This is a genomic window from Lysinibacillus pakistanensis (genome assembly GCF_030123245.1).
In the GTDB taxonomy this organism is placed as follows: Bacteria; Bacillota; Bacilli; order Bacillales_A; family Planococcaceae; genus Lysinibacillus; species Lysinibacillus pakistanensis.
The window spans coordinates 3,971,699-3,994,148 of record NZ_CP126101.1 but is presented as its reverse complement, the minus strand read 5'-3'; the positions used below and the strand labels follow the sequence as shown (position 1 = coordinate 3,994,148).

The 22,450-nt window shown below is 36.7% G+C and carries 19 protein-coding genes; 16 read left to right on the top strand and 3 right to left on the bottom strand.

The annotated features are described in order from the left end of the window. The first annotated feature begins 156 nt into the window (after positions 1-156). The 3 genes from QNH24_RS19880 (at position 157) to QNH24_RS19870 (ending at position 4,180) form a co-directional block, all read left to right on the top strand. Positions 157-1,770, top strand: coding sequence for a putative polysaccharide biosynthesis protein (locus QNH24_RS19880; RefSeq protein WP_283869224.1), 1,614 nt, complete (start codon positions 157-159; stop codon positions 1,768-1,770). A gap of 8 nt (positions 1,771-1,778) precedes the next feature. Continuing rightward, positions 1,779-2,492 (top strand): pseudouridine synthase, encoded by a 714-nt coding sequence (locus QNH24_RS19875; protein ID WP_283869223.1) that lies wholly within the window; start codon positions 1,779-1,781, stop codon positions 2,490-2,492. Between the two features lie 170 nt (positions 2,493-2,662). Beyond that, a complete protein-coding gene (locus tag QNH24_RS19870; protein ID WP_283869222.1) occupies positions 2,663-4,180 on the top strand; it encodes a diguanylate cyclase in 1,518 nt (505 codons plus the stop codon). Between the two features lie 50 nt (positions 4,181-4,230). On the opposite strand, the gene QNH24_RS19865 is transcribed toward QNH24_RS19870, so the two are convergent. Together QNH24_RS19865 and QNH24_RS19860 are read right to left on the bottom strand one after the other, a co-directional pair. Continuing rightward, complete coding sequence (locus tag QNH24_RS19865; protein WP_283869221.1) at positions 4,231-5,403, bottom strand: MDR family MFS transporter; 1,173 nt, start codon at positions 5,401-5,403, stop codon at positions 4,231-4,233. A 287-nt stretch (positions 5,404-5,690) separates the two neighbouring features. Continuing rightward, positions 5,691-5,912 (bottom strand): DeoR family transcriptional regulator, encoded by a 222-nt coding sequence (locus QNH24_RS19860; RefSeq protein ID WP_049667439.1) that lies wholly within the window; start codon positions 5,910-5,912, stop codon positions 5,691-5,693. Positions 5,913-6,548: 636 nt separating this feature from the next. Here QNH24_RS19860 and pepV point away from each other — a divergent pair. The 7 genes from pepV to QNH24_RS19825 all read left to right on the top strand — a co-directional run bounded on the left by pepV (position 6,549) and on the right by QNH24_RS19825 (position 14,329). Further along, entirely contained in the window at positions 6,549-7,955 is a 1,407-nt protein-coding gene (gene pepV / locus QNH24_RS19855) for a dipeptidase PepV (RefSeq protein ID WP_283869220.1), read from the top strand. A gap of 27 nt (positions 7,956-7,982) precedes the next feature. After that, the gene (dat, locus tag QNH24_RS19850; protein ID WP_283869219.1) at positions 7,983-8,837 is read left to right on the top strand and encodes a D-amino-acid transaminase; all 855 of its coding nucleotides are present in this window, start codon (positions 7,983-7,985) and stop codon (positions 8,835-8,837) included. A gap of 486 nt (positions 8,838-9,323) precedes the next feature. Then, on the top strand, positions 9,324-10,328 hold the full coding sequence (locus QNH24_RS19845) for a nuclease-related domain-containing protein (RefSeq protein WP_283869218.1): 1,005 nt from the start codon (positions 9,324-9,326) through the stop codon (positions 10,326-10,328). 3 nt (positions 10,329-10,331) lie between these two features. Then, complete coding sequence (locus QNH24_RS19840) at positions 10,332-11,282, top strand: diacylglycerol/lipid kinase family protein (RefSeq protein ID WP_283869217.1); 951 nt, start codon at positions 10,332-10,334, stop codon at positions 11,280-11,282. Between the two features lie 76 nt (positions 11,283-11,358). Beyond that, the gene (gene trmB / locus QNH24_RS19835) at positions 11,359-12,006 is read left to right on the top strand and encodes a tRNA (guanosine(46)-N7)-methyltransferase TrmB (protein ID WP_283869216.1); all 648 of its coding nucleotides are present in this window, start codon (positions 11,359-11,361) and stop codon (positions 12,004-12,006) included. An 11-nt stretch (positions 12,007-12,017) separates the two neighbouring features. After that, entirely contained in the window at positions 12,018-12,881 is an 864-nt protein-coding gene (locus QNH24_RS19830; protein WP_283869215.1) for a YtnP family quorum-quenching lactonase, read from the top strand. A gap of 221 nt (positions 12,882-13,102) precedes the next feature. Continuing rightward, positions 13,103-14,329, top strand: a complete 1,227-nt coding sequence (locus QNH24_RS19825; RefSeq protein WP_283869214.1) for a carboxylate--amine ligase — start codon at positions 13,103-13,105, stop codon at positions 14,327-14,329. A 53-nt stretch (positions 14,330-14,382) separates the two neighbouring features. On the opposite strand, the gene QNH24_RS19820 is transcribed toward QNH24_RS19825, so the two are convergent. Next, positions 14,383-14,697, bottom strand: a complete 315-nt coding sequence (locus QNH24_RS19820) for a hypothetical protein (protein ID WP_283869213.1) — start codon at positions 14,695-14,697, stop codon at positions 14,383-14,385. A gap of 164 nt (positions 14,698-14,861) precedes the next feature. Between QNH24_RS19820 and QNH24_RS19815 the strand changes: the two genes are divergently transcribed. From QNH24_RS19815 to QNH24_RS19790, 6 genes are all read left to right on the top strand, one after another. Continuing rightward, the gene (locus QNH24_RS19815; RefSeq protein WP_283869212.1) at positions 14,862-15,938 is read left to right on the top strand and encodes a M42 family metallopeptidase; all 1,077 of its coding nucleotides are present in this window, start codon (positions 14,862-14,864) and stop codon (positions 15,936-15,938) included. 61 nt (positions 15,939-15,999) lie between these two features. Beyond that, entirely contained in the window at positions 16,000-16,521 is a 522-nt protein-coding gene (locus QNH24_RS19810) for a DUF84 family protein (protein ID WP_283869211.1), read from the top strand. A gap of 95 nt (positions 16,522-16,616) precedes the next feature. Next, positions 16,617-17,135 (top strand): hypothetical protein, encoded by a 519-nt coding sequence (locus QNH24_RS19805; protein ID WP_283869210.1) that lies wholly within the window; start codon positions 16,617-16,619, stop codon positions 17,133-17,135. 130 nt (positions 17,136-17,265) lie between these two features. Then, complete coding sequence (locus QNH24_RS19800; protein ID WP_283869209.1) at positions 17,266-18,090, top strand: DUF1444 domain-containing protein; 825 nt, start codon at positions 17,266-17,268, stop codon at positions 18,088-18,090. Continuing rightward, positions 18,087-18,701, top strand: coding sequence for a YtpR family tRNA-binding protein (ytpR, locus tag QNH24_RS19795; RefSeq protein ID WP_283869208.1), 615 nt, complete (start codon positions 18,087-18,089; stop codon positions 18,699-18,701). The genes QNH24_RS19800 and ytpR overlap by 4 nt, the downstream gene beginning before the upstream one ends. 437 nt (positions 18,702-19,138) lie before the next feature. After that, positions 19,139-22,249, top strand: coding sequence for a DNA translocase FtsK (locus QNH24_RS19790; RefSeq protein WP_283869207.1), 3,111 nt, complete (start codon positions 19,139-19,141; stop codon positions 22,247-22,249). Positions 22,250-22,450: the final 201 nt, after the last annotated feature.

Below are 22,450 nucleotides of genomic sequence, written 5' to 3'. Positions count from 1 at the left end.
TGTCAGCTAGAACTGCTCAGGTAACGAGTAAAACCGCAGTTATCAGTTAAAAAACTCGCTCAGATACCGAAAAATCTGATTATAGTGAATATTTTCCAATACTAATTCTATGTGTTACGATGAAATTATTGATTTTATGATGAATGGATGGGTACAATGTCCAATTTAATGAAAGGTACTGCGATATTAACAATGGGGATGTTTTTATCGAAGGTACTCGGATTAATTTATATTTTTCCGTTTTATGCAATTGTGGGCGAGGAAAATATTGCGCTCTATCAATATGCGTATATTCCCTATTCGATTATGCTAGCAGTAGCCATCTCTGGTGCGCCAATTGCTGTATCTAAGTTTGTTTCTAAATATAATGCACTTGGTGATTATCAATCAGGCCGCAAGCTTATGAAATCAGGCATACTGATTATGTTGATAACTGGTCTAGCCGCATTTATTGCCCTTTTTATATTAGCTACACCTATAGCGGGGCTTGTCATAAAAAGTGATGAGCAGGCTTTTACAGTCGAGCAAATTGCTTCCGTGATTCGTTGGGTTAGCTTTGCTTTAATTGTTGTCCCATTTATGAGTCTTTGGCGTGGATTTTTCCAAGGTTATGACAAAATGGAACCTACAGCAGTTTCGCAATTAGTTGAACAAATTGTTCGTATTGTTGTGTTATTAGGTGGATCATTCCTAGTAGTAGTTGTCTTTAATGGCAAACCACAAACAGCCGTTTCCTTTGCCGTATTCGCGGCCTTTATCGGGGCTATTGGCGGGTTGATGGTACTCTATTATTATTGGAAAAAATACCAACCTGAATTTAATTTATTGCGCAGTCAAAGTGTTACATCTACTCAACTGCCAATGTCCAATATTTATAAAGAAGTTATTACGTATTCCATTCCAATGGTATTCGTAGGTGTTGCCAATCCATTATTCCAGCTAGTGGACATGTTAACGTTTAACGGTGCAATGACATCCATAGGCTTAGCAGAAGTAACCGATAAATATTTATCAATGATTAATTTCACCACGCATAAAGTTGTAATTATTCCGGTTATGCTAGCTACAGGTTTTTCGATGGCGCTAGTACCGACGATTACTAAGTATTTTACACAGGGTGAATATTTATCACTGCGACATGCAATGGATAAAACCTATCAAATATTAATTTTTATTACATTGCCTGCTGTAGTAGGGATTTCATTGTTAGCGAATGAAATATACTTTATGCTCTATTCTGAAAGTGAAATGGGAGCAACCATTTTAGCTCACTATGCGCCTGTTGCTATTTTATTTGCATTGTTCCAGGTAACAGCAGCTTTATTACAGGGGATTGACTTCCAAAAATGGATTGTCTTCAGCCTATTATCGGGGATTTTTGTCAAGCTAGCAATCAACATACCTTTAATTCGATGGATTGAGGCTGATGGAGCCATTCTTGCCACAGCAATTGGCTACGGGGTTTCAATTATTATTAATATGCTAGTACTAAGAAAAGCACTGAATTACAAATCTGAGATGGTTCTTCGCCGTGTCATGCTTATCTCTCTTTTGACTCTAGCAATGGTAATCAGTGTATTGATTGTGCATAAGCTGCTAGGCTTTGTGATGGGGCCAGTGGATGGAAAATTCTCTGCTTTTGTTTACTCAGTTATTTGTGCTGGCGTAGGTGTTGGGGTATATGGTTATTTATCTTTACGTCTAGGCTTAGCTCAAAAATTACTCGGTGAACGACTGACAAAAATTACGAACAAACTTGGATTTAAATAGGAGGATTTATGCGTTTAGATAAACTACTAGCAAATATGGGGTATGGGTCACGCAAGGAAGTGAAGCAGCTTCTTAAGCAAAAGGCAGTAACTGTGGATGGTGCATATGTAAAGGATGCAGCATTGCATGTAGACCCTGAAAAACAAGATGTTTCCGTTTTTGGTGAACGTGTTGTTTACACAGAATTTGTATACTTTATGATGAATAAACCTCCTGGCGTTATTTCTGCAACAGAGGATGTACGAGATGAGACGGTCATTGATTTGTTAGAGCCCTTACATCAACATTTTCAGCCTTTTCCAGTTGGGCGCTTAGATAAAGATACAGAAGGATTGCTGCTGTTAACGAATGACGGTCAGCTAGCACATAATTTATTATCTCCCAAAAAGCATGTGCCTAAAGTTTACTATGCGCAAATAGAAGGACTTGTGACAGAGGAAGACTGCAAAAAATTTGCACAGGGCGTAGAGCTGGACGACGGTTATGTGACAAAACCAGGCGAGCTCATTATCTTAAAATCTGACCTTCAATCAGAAATCGAGCTAACCATTCAAGAAGGTAAGTTTCATCAGGTGAAGCGTATGTTTGAGTCTGTTGGTAAGCGTGTTACCTATTTAAAGCGTTTATCAATGGGAAGCCTTAAACTTGATGACAATTTAGCTTTAGGGGAATATAGAGAATTAACTACAAAAGAACTAACAGCCTTACAAAATAGGGATTAATAGATACCTCGATGCTAATAAAAATTAGTATTGAGGTATTTTTATATACATTCATAAACTAGTAACTGTATAATATAATGTAACTTTTAATAAATTGTTATCTAGTCTTTAGTACTAATTTCAAAAAAACTTCAGAAAATGATTTTGGAAAAATAATAGAGGACAAGTGCATGAAAAACCTAAGAATTAAATTATTAATATCTTTAATTGCCTTCGCCCTAATATTGGTTGCTGTGATTTCGTATGTAAACAGACAAATACTAGTGGCAGATATCGAACAACAAGAAGCCATGAATAGGGCGTTAATTGAAAATCATATTTTAACTGATATGCAAACTGTAGATAATGCGCATTTTTATTTTGATCAAAATCTCTCAGATAAGATGGAGCAAGCACTCCGAAAGCTTGTTACATATTATGAAGAAAATCCAAAGGTTGCAACTTGGGATTTACAGAAAATAAAAAACGAGTACGGTATGGATGTATACATAATAGATCAATCCAATACGGTTATTTATACAACTTTTGAAAAAGATAAAGGGCTAAATTTTTCCTTATGCTGTAAGCGTTTTTCTACCTTACTAGATGAACGTCGAACGAGTGGAAAATATTATAATGATGGTATAGATATCTCGACGACTACTGGAGGATATCGGAAGTTTGGGTATTTAGGGACACCTGATAAGAAATATTTGTTAGAGCTAGGCATTGATTTACTCAATGATCCTGTCTTTCAAACCTTTAATTTTGGGAAGACCGCTGACTATTTAGTTGATAAATATACAGATTTATTAGAAGTGCAAACAATAAATGCGGGGGGAGTTTATTTTGATGATTCAAATCCTGCTAAAATTACAGTGAAGGATCAACCAGCCATATTTCAAGAACATTATGAGCTAGCTAAACAATCGATGAAACCAACGGAATTTCAAAAGAAATATTCAAATGGCTATATTGAAAAGTATCGTTTTTTACCATATGAAGCTGAAACAATTCGTGGTGAATCTACGAAAAGGATTATATATGTAAAATACGGAAATTATACAGAATTAGAGGCACTATCTAAAAATACAAAACAGTTTTGGCTATTGCTTTGTATAGCGTTAGGAACTTCTTTCATTATGCTTATCGTCATTAACAAAATCCTTTCTAAAACTATTCATCTCGCAACATATGATCCGCTAACAAATGTCTTTAATCGAGCTACTTATATTAGAAAAATGGACAATCTATTAAGAAAACGCAAGACAAATCAGCCAGGTTTATTATTGATAGATTTGGATAATTTCAAGCAAGTGAACGATCAGTTTGGACATGGTGCTGGCGATAAAATTCTGATTGATACTGCGAGGATTTTAAAACAAGAGGTTGGAAATGATGGCTTTGTTGTGAGGTTTGGTGGAGATGAATTTGCGATTGTTTTGTATGACGCAAAGTCGGAAAGTATGTGGCAGTTAGCTAATTCAATATTGGGCAAATTTCGTCACTATAAGCATGTAGACAATGTCAATATTGATCAATGGTCTGTCATCTCTGTCAGTATGGGAGGCGCCATTTGTCATCATCTAGATGAGTCAGAAAGAAGCTTGTTTGAGCGTGCGGACAAGGCATTGTATCAGTCAAAAAATGCTGGCAAAGATCAATACACGAACTTTGAAGAAATTGAAGAGAGTTACACTAATGTTTAATAATATAAAAAGTGCTCCAGAGCTTTTAAAATCAAGCTATGGAGCATTATTTATGCATGTGGCTTCAGCTTAGATTTATAGAAGAGGCAACTACATAATACAAGAGCAGCAATTACTACAAACAATGCGTCGATATAATGCGTTAACAGCCAGCCACCGATAATTGGTCCAAGAAAGCCGCCTAAATTTTTGAATTGTGCTGCCCCTAAATAAGTTCCCTTTTGTGTATCAGGTGCAATCTCATCAATCATGACATTCATCGTTGGGAAGGCAAAAATTTCACCAATCGTAAAGATAATCATTGCGATAATATAAAGCGTATAGTTATTGGAGAAGCCGAACAATAATAGTCCGATTGCAAAGAATAGAATGCCTACTAAAAGAGTAGTGGTGGATGAAAAACGTTCTGATACAATACTAATTGGTAATTGTAGTAATAAAACAACTGCTGCATTTAGAGAGATGAGTAACGAATAGAGTTTGGTACCATCCTCAATTTTAAGCTCAATTACTTGTGGCAATGTTGAATCGAATTGAGAATAGCCAATATTGATTAAAATAGCACCAAAAATAAAGCTTAGTAGTACACGATTCGTTAATAATAAAGAAAAGGTTTGTAGTATTTTTGTTTGTGTTGTAGCTTTTGGCTGTTGCATTTCGTAACGATTCAGTACGAAAAATAAAAATACAGCATAAACAATATACATAATTCCTGTAAGCATAAATGGAATACTTGGGCTAGACAATTGAGCAATATAAACACCGATGATTGGACCAATAACTGCTGCTATATTAATTGCTGTATAGCGAAGCGAAAATAATCTTTTTCGTTTATCTGCAGGTGTAAAATCAATCATTAATGCTTGTGTTGAAGGTTCGAAGAAAGAACGACAAAGTCCATTCAGAGCATTGAATAATACAAAAAACCATACTGCATGAGCTGTTGCAAAGCCAAAGAACACAAGACTCCAAATGAAAATCGTCAGCAGAATGACACTTTTCCTACCGAAACGATCAGTTAAGTAACCACCAAAAAATCCCCCAACAGTAGAGATAAGTGGAGCAATACCAATCGTTAACCCGATTTGTAAAGGGGAGGCTTCGATTTCATTATGTAAATAGATAGCTAAAAAGGGCATTGCCATAAAGCTTGCAATACGTGTAAAAATCGTCCCGCCGAGTATAATCCAAACTAATGGATGAAACATCTTAGACAATTTCATATTAAATCCTCCTCTCAACATGTAGAATGTTTCGAGTTTAACGGATTGTTAAGGAACTGTAAATAGTCAAAATAATGAAGGTGAGGATCAATGGTGAGAAACGTAAGTGAAAAGGGAGTGCTTCGTTTTCAGATAGTTGAGTGTAATGGGCTTTAATTCCCCTCTTTTTAATATTTCAGTAAAAAGAGGAGTTTTCAATTGACTAAAAAATGATGGACAAAAAAGAATGACCCCGACGAAAGGTCATTCTTTTTCCATACTCAATGCTTTACGTACTCAACGTAAAACTAAGACGTCAATTTTACTTTTTTCTTCGTCGTTGTCCATTTGCCTCGACTTGGACTCATTACCAAATCGTTAAAGGCTAACACGTTCAAATCTCTTTGAACGGTGCGAGGAGTGATACTAAACTCTTCGACTAAATCCTGTGTAGACACGGTTCCTTTGTCTAAAATAAACATGTACACGTCTTTAATACGATTAAGCATTCGATCAGTAGTTGGTTTCATTAAATGAACCACTCCTTCATCTTAATTCTCTTGGCAAAGACTAGCGGACGACAATATGTGCGGAGTGCACTTAGGCTGATAAGTAGCTGCCTTAGACATCCCCTTTTCTATTTTTATATTCAGAACAATTATTCTGATAACTTTATTATATAGAAAAACTAGTTGATTTTCTAGTGAATGCAAGAGAAATTTACAATAAAAACAAAAAATTTATACTGTATTTTGTGGGAATACGTGAAAAACATGCTATATGTGGTAGTCTTAATAGTTGATACTGAAAATACTTGTCAGGAAGATGATTGTTTTATATGTTGTAAAGTGTAGAATATGTTTATCTTGATTTAGCAGAACTTTACTGTACGAAAGTGCAGCGTCAGGTACAGAATGCACTCACCTTTAGAGGTGGCAGGATAAATGCGTTTCTTTCCTAATAAGCGAGCATATAAACGCTCGCAAAAATATAGGAACTCAGGCTTAAGATCTACATCCTGTGAAAACGGCTGAGTAAACAACATCATGTTGGCTAAAGCCCCCGGCGGATGTTAACGGATTTTAAAGAGGAGCTTTCAAGCGTGCTCGAAAAATCCAGACGCAATTAGCTGGGGCGTATTTGATAATTTGGAGGAGGTATATCATATGGATTGGTTACAAGCCGCAAAAGAAAGGCAAGATGAATTAATACAAGATTTACAGGAGCTCGTGCAAATTAATAGTGTTCTTGATGAGGATACAATCACTTCTGAAGTACCATTTGGTGATGGTCCACTTAAAGCGCTTGAATGGTTGCTAGATAAAGGTAAGACTGAAGGGCTATTAACGAAAAATGTTGATAATTACGCTGGACATATTGAAATGGGTGCCGGGGAGGATTTGTTAGGAATTTTATGTCATGTTGATGTTGTTCCTATTGGTGATGAAGCTGATTGGACATACCCACCATTTAGCGGCACCATTGCAGATGGAAAATTATATGCTCGCGGTGCAATTGATGATAAAGGTCCAACCGTAGCTGCATGGATGGCTATGAAACTTATTAAAGATGCAGGCATTCAACTTAGTAAAAGAGTACGTATGATTATCGGTACGGATGAAGAAACAGGCTTCCGCTGTGTCGACCACTACTTTAAACAAGAGGAAATGCCGACAATTGGCTTTGCACCAGATGCGGATTTCCCGCTCATTAATGCTGAAAAGGGCATTGCAGAGCTTGTGTTCTCTCAAAATAAAATAGGTGATGAAACGAAAGAACAGCTACTACTATTTAATGCTGGAAAACGCCCAAATATGGTACCTGATTTTGCAGAAGCAAAGGTTCAGTTTGTTTCTCAACAGTTCGAACAGAATTTTCAAACATTTTTAAGTAAAAATCAGCTAGAAGGCACTTTATTAATGGAGGGCTCTCGCTATATAATAACTATCAAAGGTAAAGCAGCCCATGCAATGGAGCCAGAAAAAGGTGTCAATGCAGCTGTTTATCTTGCAGCATTTTTACAACAAGAATTGACGACAGAGGCAAGTATGCAATTTGTCGGCTTTATTGCAGATGCTTTTTATCAAGATCATTATGGTCATCACTTAAATTTACAATTTGAGGATGAAATGTCCGGGAAAACGACATTAAATCCGGGCATTGTTAGCTATGATGTGGCTAAAGGCGGCAGTTTGGTAATCAGTATGCGTTACGCTGTCACATATCCATTTGATAAAAAAATTACGGCTGCACAACGCTTCACTGTGACGAAGGGATTTTCATTAGATATTCAGGATAACTCGAAACCTCACTATGTAAGTGAAAATGATCCATTCATTCAAACATTAACCGAAATCTATAGACGTCAGACAGGTGATTACGAAACACCACTACTTTCTACAGGTGGCGGTACGTATGCACGTGTGATGAAAAAGGGAGTAGCATTTGGTATGTTATTCCCTGGTGAACCTGATGTAGCGCACAGAGCGGATGAGTTTGTTGTCGTTGATAACCTAGTCAGAGCAGCAGCTATTTATGCTGAAGCAATTGTTGAACTTGCAGGAAAAAAATAATTCAAATATGAAAAGGATGAGCGAAACATGGCATATTCATTATGGAATGATCAAATCGTTGAAGAAGGATCTATTGCAGTATCACCTGAAGATAGAGGTTACCAATTTGGTGACGGAATTTATGAAGTAATCAAAGTTTATAACGGAAACATGTTCACAGCACAAGAACATATTGATCGTTTCTACGCGAGTGCCGAAAAAATTCGTCTAGTCATTCCTTATACAAAAGACGTTTTACACAAATTATTACATGAACTTATTGAAAAAAATAATTTAGATACAGGTCATGTTTACTTCCAAATCACACGTGGTGCAATTTCTCGTAATCATATTTTCCCAGATGCAAGTGTTCCTGCCGTATTAACAGGTAATGTAAAAGTTGGTGAGCGCTCCTATGAAAATTTTGAAAAAGGTGTGAAGGCGACTTTTGTTGAGGACATTCGTTGGTTACGTTGTGATATCAAATCATTAAATTTACTTGGTGCAGTATTAGCAAAACAGGAAGCATCTGAAAAAGGCTGCTATGAAGCTATTTTACATCGTGGAGATATTGTTACAGAATGTTCATCTGCAAATGTTTATGGTATTAAAGATGGTAAGCTTTACACACACCCAGCAAATAACTTTATTTTAAACGGTATTACTCGCCAAGTGATTTTAAAATGCGCTGAGGAAATTAATTTACCAGTGATTGAGGAGCCGATGACGAAGGCAGATTTATTAACAATGGATGAAATCATTGTATCATCAGTATCTTCTGAAGTTACCCCTGTTATTGATGTGGATGGCAAGCAAATTGGTGCTGGAGTTCCGGGTGAATGGACTCGTAAATTACAGCAAGCTTTTGAGGCTAAATTACCACTTTCAATTAATGCTAAGTAAATATTTCGAGAGAACTACCCTGATTTTGGTTTATACCAAGCAATTAGGGTAGTTCTTTTATCTTGATTCAGCAAAATACTTCCATCTCTATAGAGGGCGAGATGAAGGCGTTTTTTTTTCCTATTTAACGGATGTATAAATGCCTAAATCAGGCCCTTAGCGTATGTCACAGATTTTGGCATTGAGCTTTTCGAGTAAGCTCAAAAAAATCTGGACGTAATTACGATGGGATGAAATTGATTTCTCGTAAAATGAATAAGGGGTGGAAAAGTAATCATTTGCTAATTGAAGTTTACTTTACAGAGAAAATTATGGATGTTTTCTTCTGAACCGTCATGTAAAATAAATAAGATAGATTAATCTTTTATAGGGATTTATATTTGGAAAGCAAATGTCGATGTAATAAAGGCGAAGCGATAACTTCCTACATTCATAAAAGAATAGGTTAATTACATAGAGGGTAAGTAAGAATGGAGTGACCGTAAAATGGCACAATTAGTGAAATTACAGGACTATATTTCACGTTATCAAATTGATTTAGCAAGATATCCTACACAATTTGTACGTTTAAAGAAAAGCCAGTGGGAGCGTGTCAAACGACAGTGGGAGCTTGGAGAAGATATAACTGAATGGCAACATACTGATTCTGTTGCTGAACAAGAACCCTTTGAGGAAAAAGAGCGTTTTTCTATATTAAAAAAATTATTTGCTGGGCGTCAGAAAGAAGAAAAAGAAGATATTGAACAACTCGAAATTTCAAATGAATTAGTCAGTGATGAGGACAGTATTCCTGAAGAAGAGACAACATTAACATTTGAACCGCAAATTGTTTATGCACCACAGTCTATCCATGAACTAAAACGAATGTTTATCGATCAATTTTTCCATTTTCAGATGAAATGGGCGAGCTCAACATTACGTGAAAAATCATATGTCGACCCTCGTTTTATGCGTGATTCTTTGCTACGTAATTTTTTGCAACAATTACCTGATAACTATTTACTTTTTTATTACCCAATTTTACAAATCAGAAAAGCACCTATAGAACTTGATGTTGTACTGATGTCACCGACAGAATGTATTTGTATTACAGTATTAGAAGCGGAGAATCAGGCAGTTTATGTAGGAGGCAGTGATCGATTCTGGATTAAAAAGGTGGGAACAAAGGATTCCAAAGTCCTGAATCCAACGATTAATTTAAGTCGCATGGAGTCTGTATTAACGCAATTATTTAAGCAGGACAATATTGACATGCCAATTCGTAAGGTTGTTTTAACGCGTAATGGCTATTTTGATTATCCAGGATCACCATATGGTGTACAATTTATTGATAATCGAAATTATGGGGGATGGATGGAGCATTTAAAAAAGGTTTCTTCTCCGATGAAGCATATGCAAATTCGTGCTGCCCAAACAATTTTAAATAATGTACAAACGACATCCTTTAATCGGGATATTTGGCAGCAATCTTCTAAACAAGCTGAGGATTAGTGCATGCAAGTATTATTTATTGTAAATGAAGCAGCAGGTAATGGAAAAGGTAAAAAGGTTTGGCGTCAGCTTCAACGCCATTTAACAATCGACTATCAAGTTGTCTTCACAGAATATGAAGGACATGGACAGAGACTTGCACAACTTTGGGCACAAAATGCACAAACAAAAAAACTATTTGTTATTGTTGGCGGGGACGGCACAATACATGAGGTTGTAAGTGGTGTTCTACATAATGAATATATAGTTATTGGTGTAGTGCCTGCTGGGTCTGGAAATGATTTCGCTCGATACTTTACAACATTTCAAAATGCTATACAAATTGAAGCTTATATACAGGGGAATATGTCTAGTCTTTCGATGGATGCTGGTACCATTCAGCTTGGAGAACTTCAGCATGAGATATTTGTTAATAATGCGGGTGTAGGCTTTGATGCTTTTGTTACAAAGTACATTAATAAATCTCGTTTGAAGTTTTATCTCAATAAAATAGGGCTTGGCAAGTTATCCTATGCTGCAGCTGTTGTAAAAGGCTTATTTAGCTTTGAGCGCTTTGATGTAACCATTCGTGCAAACAATCAACAATGGCAGTTCAAGCAGACATGGTTTGTTGCAATGAGTAATCATCCTTATTTTGGAGGGGGCATGAAAATTTCTCCTTGCTCCAAACCTAATGATGAGAAAATAGAGCTAACAATCGTTCATGGTATTTCACGTCTTAAGTTATTGCTTGTGTTTATTACTGTATTTTTTGGCAAGCACACTAAATTTAAAGAAATTACATTTTTACAAGGCAATGCGTTTGAAATATTGCTCCAATCACAGCATATTGATTGTCATACAGATGGGAACTATATTGGTGAGATAGGACAGGGAATGAACATTCATTGTGCTGTTCAACGTGAAGCTTGGCAGGTTGTAGCAGAAGAAACAAACAATATCATTTCGCAATAATTTTATGCGAATTTTATAGTAATACGTTATACTATAAAAAATCAATAATTTTACATGAAAGAAATGAGGAAAAAAATTGAGATTAAGAAATAAGCCTTGGGCGGAGGAAATGATTACGAGTCATCCAGAGGTGATTGTTCCAAATCCTGAAGACTTTAAAGGAAACTGGGAGGCTGCTTTCGGCAACGATAATCCAATCCATATTGAGGTAGGTACTGGGAAAGGACAATTTGTTACTGGCATGGCCCTACAAAATCCTGATATTAATTATATTGGTATCGAGCTTTATGACAGTGTCATTGTATGTGCATTGGAAAAAATTTTAGAGGCTAAATCTCCAGCGAATTTACGATTATTAAAAGTAAATGGCGCAGATTTATATAAATATTTTGCAAAAAACGATGTAGATCGTGTGTATTTGAATTTCTCAGATCCTTGGCCAAAAACACGCCATGCGAAGCGACGTTTAACGCACGGGGATTTTTTGAAATTATATGAGTCGATTTTAGTGGATAATGGGGAAATCCATTTTAAAACGGACAACCGCGGTTTGTTTGAGTATTCATTAATTAGTATGTCTGAATATGGTATGTTACTAAAGTATGTATCACTCGACCTACATGCAAATATGCCTGAGGATAATGTAATGACTGAGTATGAGCAGAAATTTTCTGCTAAAGGACAGCCAATTTATCGTCTAGAATCGCAATTCATTACTAAATAGGGGGAGTATGGATGGATCAGTTACAGTTTCACAATATGTCATTATCATGGCTAAATGGGGGTGTCACTTGCCTTGACGGTGGTGCTATGTTTGGAGTCGTGCCAAAACCACTTTGGTCACGTAAATATCCTGTAAACGAAAAGAATCAAATCGAGTTACCAACCGAGCCAATTTTAATTCAATTTGAAGGAAAAAATTACCTCGTTGATACAGGTGTTGGCTTTAACAAATTAAATGAAAAGCAGCTTCGTAATTTTGGCGTTACTGAAGAATCAACTTTAGCGGATAGCCTAGAGGAGCTAGGATTAACAACGGCAGATATTGATGCAATATTAATGACGCATTTGCATTTTGATCACGCTGGTGGTTTAACGCAATGGGAAGATGATGTGCTTGTACCAACTTTCCCGAATGCCAAAATCTTCGTGACGAAAATTGAATGGGATGAGATGCGTGAGCCAAATATTCGCTCAAAAAATACGTATTGGAAAGAAAACTGGGAGCCTGTACAGCATTTAGTTGAAACGTATGAAGGTTCACTGGAGGTAGTTCCTGGTATAGAAATGATTCATACTGGTGGTCATAGTGATGGACATGCCATCATTAAATTAACTCAAAACGATGAAGTGCTGTTGCATATGGCTGATATTATGCCAACACATGCTCATCAAAATCCATTATGGGTTTTAGCCTATGATGATTACCCGATGACAAGTGTTTTTGCAAAGGAACGTATTATGAAAGAAGCACTAGCAAATGGCTATGGATTTATTTTCTATCATGATGCATACTATCGTATGATTAAATGGGATGAAACAGGTAAGGAAATAGTGGATAAGCTTGAGCGCAGCAGACAAGCTGTCATTACATTCTAATGGGGAAAGGGCGTGCAAACATAAACCGTTTGCACGTTTTTTAGGTTTTGTCCAAATAGATTCGACTTATAAAGTGAATAAACAATGGGAGATTCGCTACTTCGAAGTATTTGGTGATTAAATGTGGATACCTTGCTTTTTTTGACCTTTTTCCGTGAACATTTTGGAAAATATGATACACTTAAAAACGATACTAAAATATAAAAGAGAGTTGAAATTACATGGCAACTGAGCAACCATTTTTACCGATACTATTAGGATCAGATATGAATGCATACGGTATGGCACGAGGATTTTATGAAGCATATGGCATAAAGCCACTTGTTTTAGGACGTTCACATTTAACAGCTACACAAGATAGTCATATTTTAGATTTCCAGGAGATCGATCGCTTAAACGAACAGGATGTATTTGCGCCTGCCCTTGCACAGGTGGCAAAAAAATATGCTGATAAAAAATTACTACTATTAGCCTGTGGAGATGATTACGCAAAGCTAATTATCAAAAATAAGCCAGCATTACAGGAGCATTTTACAGTTCCTTATATTGATGAATCACTGATGGATGAAATTTTGTTAAAAGAAAATTTCTATAAAATGTGTGATAAGTATAATTTTAAGTACCCTGGTACAACGACTGTGACGGCCGATAATTACGAAAATTTTACTCCTCCTTTCGATTACCCAATTATCCTAAAGGCTTCGAATTCGGTTGAATACTGGGCATGTAAATTCCCTGGTAAGAAAAAAGTTTTCGTTGCACATGATGAAGCTGAAAAAACAGCCATATTAAAAGCAATCTATAGCTCAAGCTATCAAGATACAATGATCATTCAAGAATTTATACCAGGCGATGATTCATATATGCGTGTATTAAATGCGTATGTTGGCAAAGACGGTAAAGTTAAGCTTATGTGTTTAGGGAATCCAATTTTAGAAGAGCATTCTCCTGAAGGCATTGGTAGTTACGCAGCTATTGTTACCACATATGATAAAGAATTGCTGGATCAGGTACGCAACTTCTTAGAGGATATTGGTTATACAGGCTTTGCAAACTTCGATATGAAATACGATATTCGTGATAAACAGTATAAGCTTTTTGAAATTAACTTACGCAATGGCCGCTCAAGTTATTATGTAACAGCAAGTGGTCATAATTTAATGAAGTATGTAGCTGACGACCATATGCTAGATATTGAGCAAGATCTAACATATGTACAGGATAAGCATTTATGGATGATTATTCCTAAAGGTGTATTATTCAAGTATGCATCCAATGAAAAGCTTAAACTAGAAGCAAAAAAATTAATCCGTGAAGGGAAATATACAAATTCTCTTTATTTTAATGAGGATATGAATGCCAAGCGTTGGGTCAAGCTAACATTAAATAATTTAAATTATTATCGAAAATATAAAAAATACTTTAATAATAAAGGATTATCCGAGTAAACAAAGAAGCCATCTCAGCTACATGAGATGGCTTCTTGTTTTAAGGAAACTGTCTATACTTCTATTAGCTCTACCACTACACCAGAGCGAGCATCTGCGGCAAATTCAAATGTTTGCATTTCTCCCGCATGCATACGAGAGATACCTCCACGATATACTGGAATTGTCATAATGCCATTTGTGAAATCGTCTGTTTTCATATAAATCCAAGACCCGTCAATGGGTGCATCCTTTTTAAATTCCTTTTTTATGTTTTCGAGTACTTGTCCTGCAGGTACATATGGAGAAACTTTTTCACTTGCTTCTTTAATAATGACTGCGGCAGCTAGACCAGTTGCGACACCAATTAAAAAATCACGTAATTTCATGCTTCTTTCCTCCTTTTTCTATATCTTCATTTTAGCATAGTAAGGGGAGTGAATGCACGTTCACACTTTAGCAGTTTCAGGAAATGTATCAATATTTCGAAATCGGAAATAAATATGATACAATAGGCAGGAAGAATATTCTACTTCGTGGGGAGAGAGTCATCATGAATGAGGAAACAAAGAATTTATTTAAAACATTAACAGAATTGCCAGGTGCTCCAGGGAATGAGCATGCTGTTCGTGCTTTCATGCGTACTGAGTTAGAAAAATACTCGGATGAAATCGTTCAGGACAATTTGGGGGGTATATTTGGTGTAAAGCATAGCGAAATTGCTGATGCACCAAAAGTATTGGTAGCTGGTCATATGGATGAAGTAGCATTTATGGTTACATCAATTACTGACAATGGCATGATTCGCTTTCAAACACTAGGCGGATGGTGGAATCAGGTAATGCTGGCACAGCGTGTTGAAGTATTTACGAAAAATGGAGCCATACCTGGTGTAATTTCATCGATTCCTCCACATTTATTAACAGATGCTGAGCGTTCAAAGCCAATGGAAATTAAAAACATGCTAATAGATGTTGGTGCTGATAATAAGGAAGATGCGATTGCTCTAGGTGTTCGTCCAGGACAATCTATTATTCCTATTTGTCCATTTACACCAATGGCTAATCCAAAAAAAATAATGGCAAAGGCATGGGATAATCGCTATGGATGCGGATTGGCAATAGAGTTAATGAAGGAAGTCCAACATGAAAAACTTGGTGTCCATTTATATTCTGGCGCAAACGTAATGGAAGAGGTTGGTTTACGTGGTGCTCAAGTATCTGCAAACATGATTAAACCTGATCTGTTCTTTGCTTTAGATGCTTCTCCAGCGAATGATATGTCAGGAGAAAAAAATCAATTTGGTCAATTAGGTAAAGGAACTTTATTACGTATTCTTGATCGTACAATGGTTACACATCGAGGAATGCGTGAATTCATCTTAGATACAGCTGAATCAAACCATATTCCTTATCAGTATTTTGTGTCACAAGGAGGCACAGATGCGGGTCGTGTGCACACAGCAAATGACGGAGTGCCAAGTGCAGTTATTGGTATTTGCTCACGCTATATTCACACTTCTGCTTCTATTATTCATATTGATGACTATGCCGCTGCAAAAGCTTTGATTGTAGAATTAGTGAAAAAAGCAAATCGTTCGACATTAGAGACGATACGCGCTAATGTATAAAGTAGGATGAAAAGGTGCCTTAAAGGGCATCTTTTTCTATGTAAAGGAAGAGGTAGTAGACATGAAAATCGCTATTGGAACAACAAATAAAGCAAAAATAGAAGCTGTTGAAATCATTGTTAGCAAACATTTAGATAATCCAAGTTTTATATATATCAAGGCCGCATCACAAGTATCTAATCAACCCATGACTCATAAGGAAACAAGATTAGGTGCTATCAACCGTGCTAAAAATGCGATGATTGAAACTGGCGCACAATTATCATTTGGCTTAGAGGGTGGTGTAACAGAGATTGATGGTTTAATGTATGTTTGCAATTGGGGAGCTCTCGTTGTAGCAAATGGCACTACCTATACGGCTGCTGGTGCACAAATACTATTACCAGAATCAATTGCCCAGGAAATTAGAGCTGGTAGGGAGCTAGGACCTGTGATGGAGCAATACACTCAGCAAAAGGATATTCGTCAGGGTGCAGGTGCTGTGGGTATTTTCACTCAAGGCTTAGTAAGTCGTCAGGTGATGTTTGAGCATATTGTCTCTCTTTTAGTTGGTCAATATTTGTTCACATTAGCACATGAATAGTATGATAGAATTAGTGATAATGAAATAGTGAAGTTGCAACCTTACAAAAATTTTTTTAAAATAGAGAAAAAGTTAGCAATGAAAGGAAGAGAGACATGTCTCATACATGGCTACGTGCAGCAGGATTAATGGTTGTGCTATTGGGACTTTCTGGCTGCAATCAGTCTGTAGATGACCAAATTAGTAATGGCCTTCAACTAACAGAAACAGTTTTCGCAGAAGAGCCTGCAGAGCATACAGATAAAATTGGGAATGTAGAATTATATTTACCCTCTCATTTTAAAATAGAAGATAGCACGGATGCATATAATATATTAATTGCAAAGGGAAAAGAGAGTTTTATTCTGTTCATTAATGACCGTGAAGACGCAGATAGTAAACTTTATTATAATCTATTAAAAGAGGATAGTTCGAAAAAAATTATTAAAGAAAATACCTATGAAAAGAATGGCATTTTCGGTTTCTCAGCTGTTTCCAAAACTGACAATGAGAATGAATTCGAGCTAATTGTAAGCAGTGGTGGTATAAAAATGACGACCATTTCACAGGCAAAACGTATAGAAGAGAATTTATCAGAGATGACGAAAATTGTACATTCGGTTAAGATTAAATAATTAGATAGTTTTGAACAGTACGGTTCACAAACGGGTGAACCGTTTTCTCTTCATTTCGATATCCAAATTTTTTTATTGGTCGACTTTAGCAAGTACACCAAATAAATTGTAAAGAAAGGATGTGAGCAAGGTGAAACAGATTAAATCAGAGCAACTTGTCTCTCTATTGAAACAACGTTTAAATGAAGAAAAATTTAATTTTGAATTTGATAAGAAGCATGATAAATTGCGCTTGAATCATAAAAAAACTGGTAAAGGGATGGAGCTATCACTTCCGGGTATTTTAGCAAAGTATAATGAAAAGCAGGAAGCTGCAGTTGAAGAGGTAGTTTATACAATTGAGCAAACCTTTCAGGCGATGGAGCAAGAAAAGGAACAAGGTTTCCAAGCATCTACTCAAATTTATCCTGTCATTCGCTCTACATCCTACCCCAAAGCCTCAAAAGAAGGACATGCATTCATTACTACGGAGCATACAGCTGAGACACGTATTTTTTATGCGCTGGATTTAGGAAAAACCTACCGTTTTCTAGATGAATCCATGTTAGAGGTCTTACAATTAACAGAAGAACAAATACGTGAAATGGCACGTTTTTCTGTGAAGACACTACCAACTGTCTATAAGAAGGATGAAGTAGCAGGGAATATTTTCTACTTTGTCAATGCGAATGACGGATATGATGCAAGCCGTATTTTAAATGAGAGCTTTTTAAAAGAAATGAGTACGATAATTGAGGGGGATATGACATTATCTGTGCCACATCAGGATGTCCTAATTATAGGTGATATTCGGAATGAAACAGGGTATGATGTATTAGCACAGATGACAATGCATTTCTTTACAGTCGGAACTGTCCCGATTACCTCATTATCTTTTATCTATGAAGATGGGGAACTAGAACCAATTTTTATATTAGCAAAAAACCGAGTGAAAAAGGAGCAAGAAAAACAATGAACGTATTTTACAACAAAGAGTATGTTGGCGATGTATTGCTAGTCCAGTTAGCAACGGAGGCCATTGTAAAAACAGAAGTAGAGCGTGCTGGTGATATTGCCATTTTAAAGGAGGCTCAGACAGGCGAAATAAAAGCATTTAATTTATTTAATGCAAGCAGCTACGTAAAAACAGATGCAAAGGGACTTGTGGAAGTAACACCCGAATTAGTAGGGCAATTAGAAGCTGCTATTGCTAAAAATGGAGCTACTATTAGCTTAGATGTAGATTTTACGCCAAAATTCGTAGTGGGTCTTGTAGAGACAAAGGATAAACATCCAAATGCTGACAAGTTAAGCGTTTGTACTGTAAATGTTGGTGAGGAGATATTACAAATTGTTTGTGGAGCACCGAATGTCGAAGCAGGTCAAAAGGTTGTTGTGGCGAAAATTGGTGCAGTAATGCCTTCTGGAATGCTTATTAAAGAAGGAAATTTACGTGGTGTTGATTCACATGGAATGCTGTGCTCAGCGCGCGAACTTGCTATACCAAATGCGCCTTCAGAAAAAGGGATTTTAGTGTTACCAAAAGATGCAGAAATTGGTAGTGCGTTTGAGGCACCAACACGTTAAAATAAAAGATGTATTTGTAAAATCGTTACGCTACTAAAATGCTAGTAGCATAACGATTTTTTTGTATGGTGAGCCTCTAAATGCAAGTTTCTATACCATTTTTATGGTATGCTTTTTGATATAGACATTGTGTTAGTTTATCTTTATCTTCATTCAGTAAATGTTTTTGTATCGCAAGCATAGCGGCAGTTATTTTATGCGCATAAGCGTAGCGGCAGATACAGAAGACTCCCACCTCTTTAGGTGTCGAGATGAATGCGGTTTTTTCCTATTCAGTAACCGCCCGCTGAATCAAGATAAAGCCCCTGGCGGATGTCAGGGATTTTGAAGAGGAGCTTTTCGAGCTAGCTTGAAAAAAATCCGGACGTAATTACGCTAGGGCGTAATTGATATAGACAATGCTATAAATGAAGTGTATAAGAAATGAGTGAAATAGAGTGAATTGGTTTAAAAAACAAATTAATAAATTTATAAATAAAGATGACAACGAATACGAATACGAATATGAAGACATGTATGAAAACTACGATGAACAGACTGAGCAGCAACATGTGAAAGAATCACCTGCATCAAAACAAAAAACTTTTCGTTTCCCGTTAATTGAGGATATGGAAATCTCACCTTCTCCAACATCTACATCGCAACCAAAAGATGCATTCAATCAAATGGAAGATGATTATTATGGACAAATCGAAGACTTATCACTGCCAAAGCATTTAAATAAACATATTGTAGATTCAAGTGTTTATGATGTGGAGGTTTCTGGTATTCAGGAATTATTAGCTAATCGTTCAAAGCGAACTGGCAGAACAACCATGACAAAAAATCAACCTGAGCAGGGGTACCGTTCAAAAGCAAGTCTAGTTTTTCGGGATGCGCAAAATGAGCCACCAACACCTAAACCAAAAGAGAATAATAGCTCACCAGAAAAAACGATAGAAAATAGTATGCCTGTTAATCGAAAACGTTTTGTACCGAGTGATGTACCTTCGCCAGTTTATGGATTTGCCAAGCCTAGTCCTATCGAACAATTATTGGATAAACGCAAGGAAGAACTCGACAAAAAGGAGTTTTCAATACCTACAGAGCCTAGGGTTTTAAAAGAAACGACAACAAATGAGGCTTTCGAAAATATACTAGAAGAAAAAGAGCCAATTCGCCCAGTACAGCAAGAGGTCTCTGAACGATTTGAAATGCCAGAATCCTTTGAAGCATCAACGAAGCAACCGATTATGTTTGATGAAGATTTTTCACAAGAAATAAGCGATTCTAACGATGTAATGCAAGCAGAAGCAGAATTACCCCTTCCACAAACAACCTCTTTTGCTGTTGCGTTTGAGAATCAAGTAAAAGAAGCTGTTCAGCATGAATTGGATGTCGAGCAACTTACTGCGGACCAATCAGAAATTCATGTGAAGGAAGTTATTGTGGAGCAGGTTCAAATTGAAAATTCTACAATTCATATTGGTGAAGTAACAGTAGTTCAACCACCAGTAAATGAAGTTATTGAGCAGGAAATGTTAGAAGATCAATCATTAGAGGCTGTCCCTAAGCAAGATAAAAGTCGTATTCCTTTTAATGTATTAATGTTAAAAACGGATAAAGAGAAATGGCGAATTCAACAACAATCTAAAAAAATAAAGCCATCTACAGTTGCTGATAAAAAGCAAGTTGCGCAAAACGAGTCTTCTGAACCGATAAGCATTGATGACGAGCATCCATTAGTACCATCCATACAAGAAGAAATAAAACACCCAGTTTCTACTCAGATTATTGGATTAGAGGTAGAGGAAGAGGAAGGCGGAGTAACAGCTCAACAGGTGGAGAAAATAGAGTCATCTATTCAAAATTCTCCAATCAATGCTTCGTCAGATAGTGTCTCTGTCATTACAATGGCACCAGTAGCAACAATGGCTAGCGTATCAACCTTAGAAAAGACAGCTCCAGAATTAGATAGTCGACATGAAATTTCAGCAACTACTGATATGGAGGCAACATCAATCATCGAACATAAATATCTCAGTGAAAATGTTGGGTTGCTAAAGGAAGAGCCTGTTAAAAAAGACGATCAAGAGCAGTCATCAAACGAAATTCTCGAAGGAATTCGAGAGAAGAAAAATCCTTCAAAGCCTGTTCATGTGTATCAAAAGCCGACAGATGAATATTTAGAGCCACCTGAGGAAAAAACACAAGACACGGAGTGGATGGAGCAGCAGGGAGATACCTTAGTTGAAGCACTTTCATATTTCCAAGTATCTGCTCAAATTGAGTCCATCATGCAAGGACCTGCTGTCACGCAATTTGAAATAACAGTAAGCCATGGAACAAAGGTTAGTAAGATCCGTAATTTGGCTGATGATTTAAAGCTAGCATTAGCAGCGAAGGATATTCGAATTCAAGCGCCTATCCCTGGAAAGAGTTCTATTGGAATTGAGATTCCGAACCGTGTCTCTCGCGCTGTTCGATTATCAGAAGTAACAAATAGTGCCTCCTTCCTTGAATCAGAATCACCATTAGAAGCTGCTTTGGGTCTGGATTTAACTGGGAAACCCGTAACAATCGATTTACGTAAAATGCCCCATGGTTTAATTGCAGGGGCAACAGGTTCAGGAAAATCAGTTTGTATAAATTCGATTTTGGTTAGTTTGTTATATAAAGCTGCTCCTCATGAATTAAAGCTAATGCTGATTGACCCTAAAATGGTAGAGCTGGCTCCGTTTAATCATATTCCTCATCTAGTTAGCCCTGTTATTACAGATGTTAAGGCAGCTACAGCTGCATTAAAATGGGCAGTAGAGGAGATGGAGCGACGCTATCAGTTATTTGCTCATGCAGGTGCACGTGATATTACACGGTATAATGCTTTAGCAGATAAAAATAATGAACATAGCCTTAAATTGCCTTACATGCTTATTGTCATTGATGAGTTAGCTGATTTAATGATGATGTCTCCAGCTGATGTTGAGGAAGCGATTTGTCGTATTGCACAAAAGGCACGTGCATGTGGTATCCATTTAATTGTTGCAACACAAAGACCGTCTGTTGACGTGATTACAGGTCTAATTAAATCAAATATTCCTACACGTATTGCCTTTGCAGTATCTTCACAAATAGATTCTCGCACAATTTTAGATGGGCAAGGAGCAGAAAGATTACTTGGACGAGGCGATATGCTATATTTAGGGAACGGTATGTCCGCACCAGTTCGGTTACAGGGGACATTTGTGACTGATGATGAAATCGAGTCCATTATTGAACATGTCCGTGAGCAGGGTGAGCCTGATTATATTTTTGATCAGGAGGAGCTTTTGAAGAAAACGGAGATTTCTGCAGAGCAGGATGATTTATTCGAGGAAGTTTGCCGATTTGTGTTTGAACAGGGGGGAGCTTCTACGTCCTTAATCCAGCGCAAATATCACATTGGCTATAATCGTGCTGCCCGATTAATTGATATGTTAGAATCTCATGGATTTGTGTCTGAGGCGAGAGGCAGCAAACCACGTGAAAGTTATATTACAGAAGAAGATTTAATTACTATGTTTGAATAAGAATTGCATGGATTTCGTATAGATTATCTTATTTACGTCCAAATTAGTATTTTTAGAAAAGTTACACATTTATCCTTGTGCATAAATAGTGCTATAATAGACAAGATGTGATGACAAGTACGTATTTTTTAGCACGTTTAAAGGTATTAATACCTAACAATTGGTGAAATAATACGGTACACCTAATAGATGATAGATGGG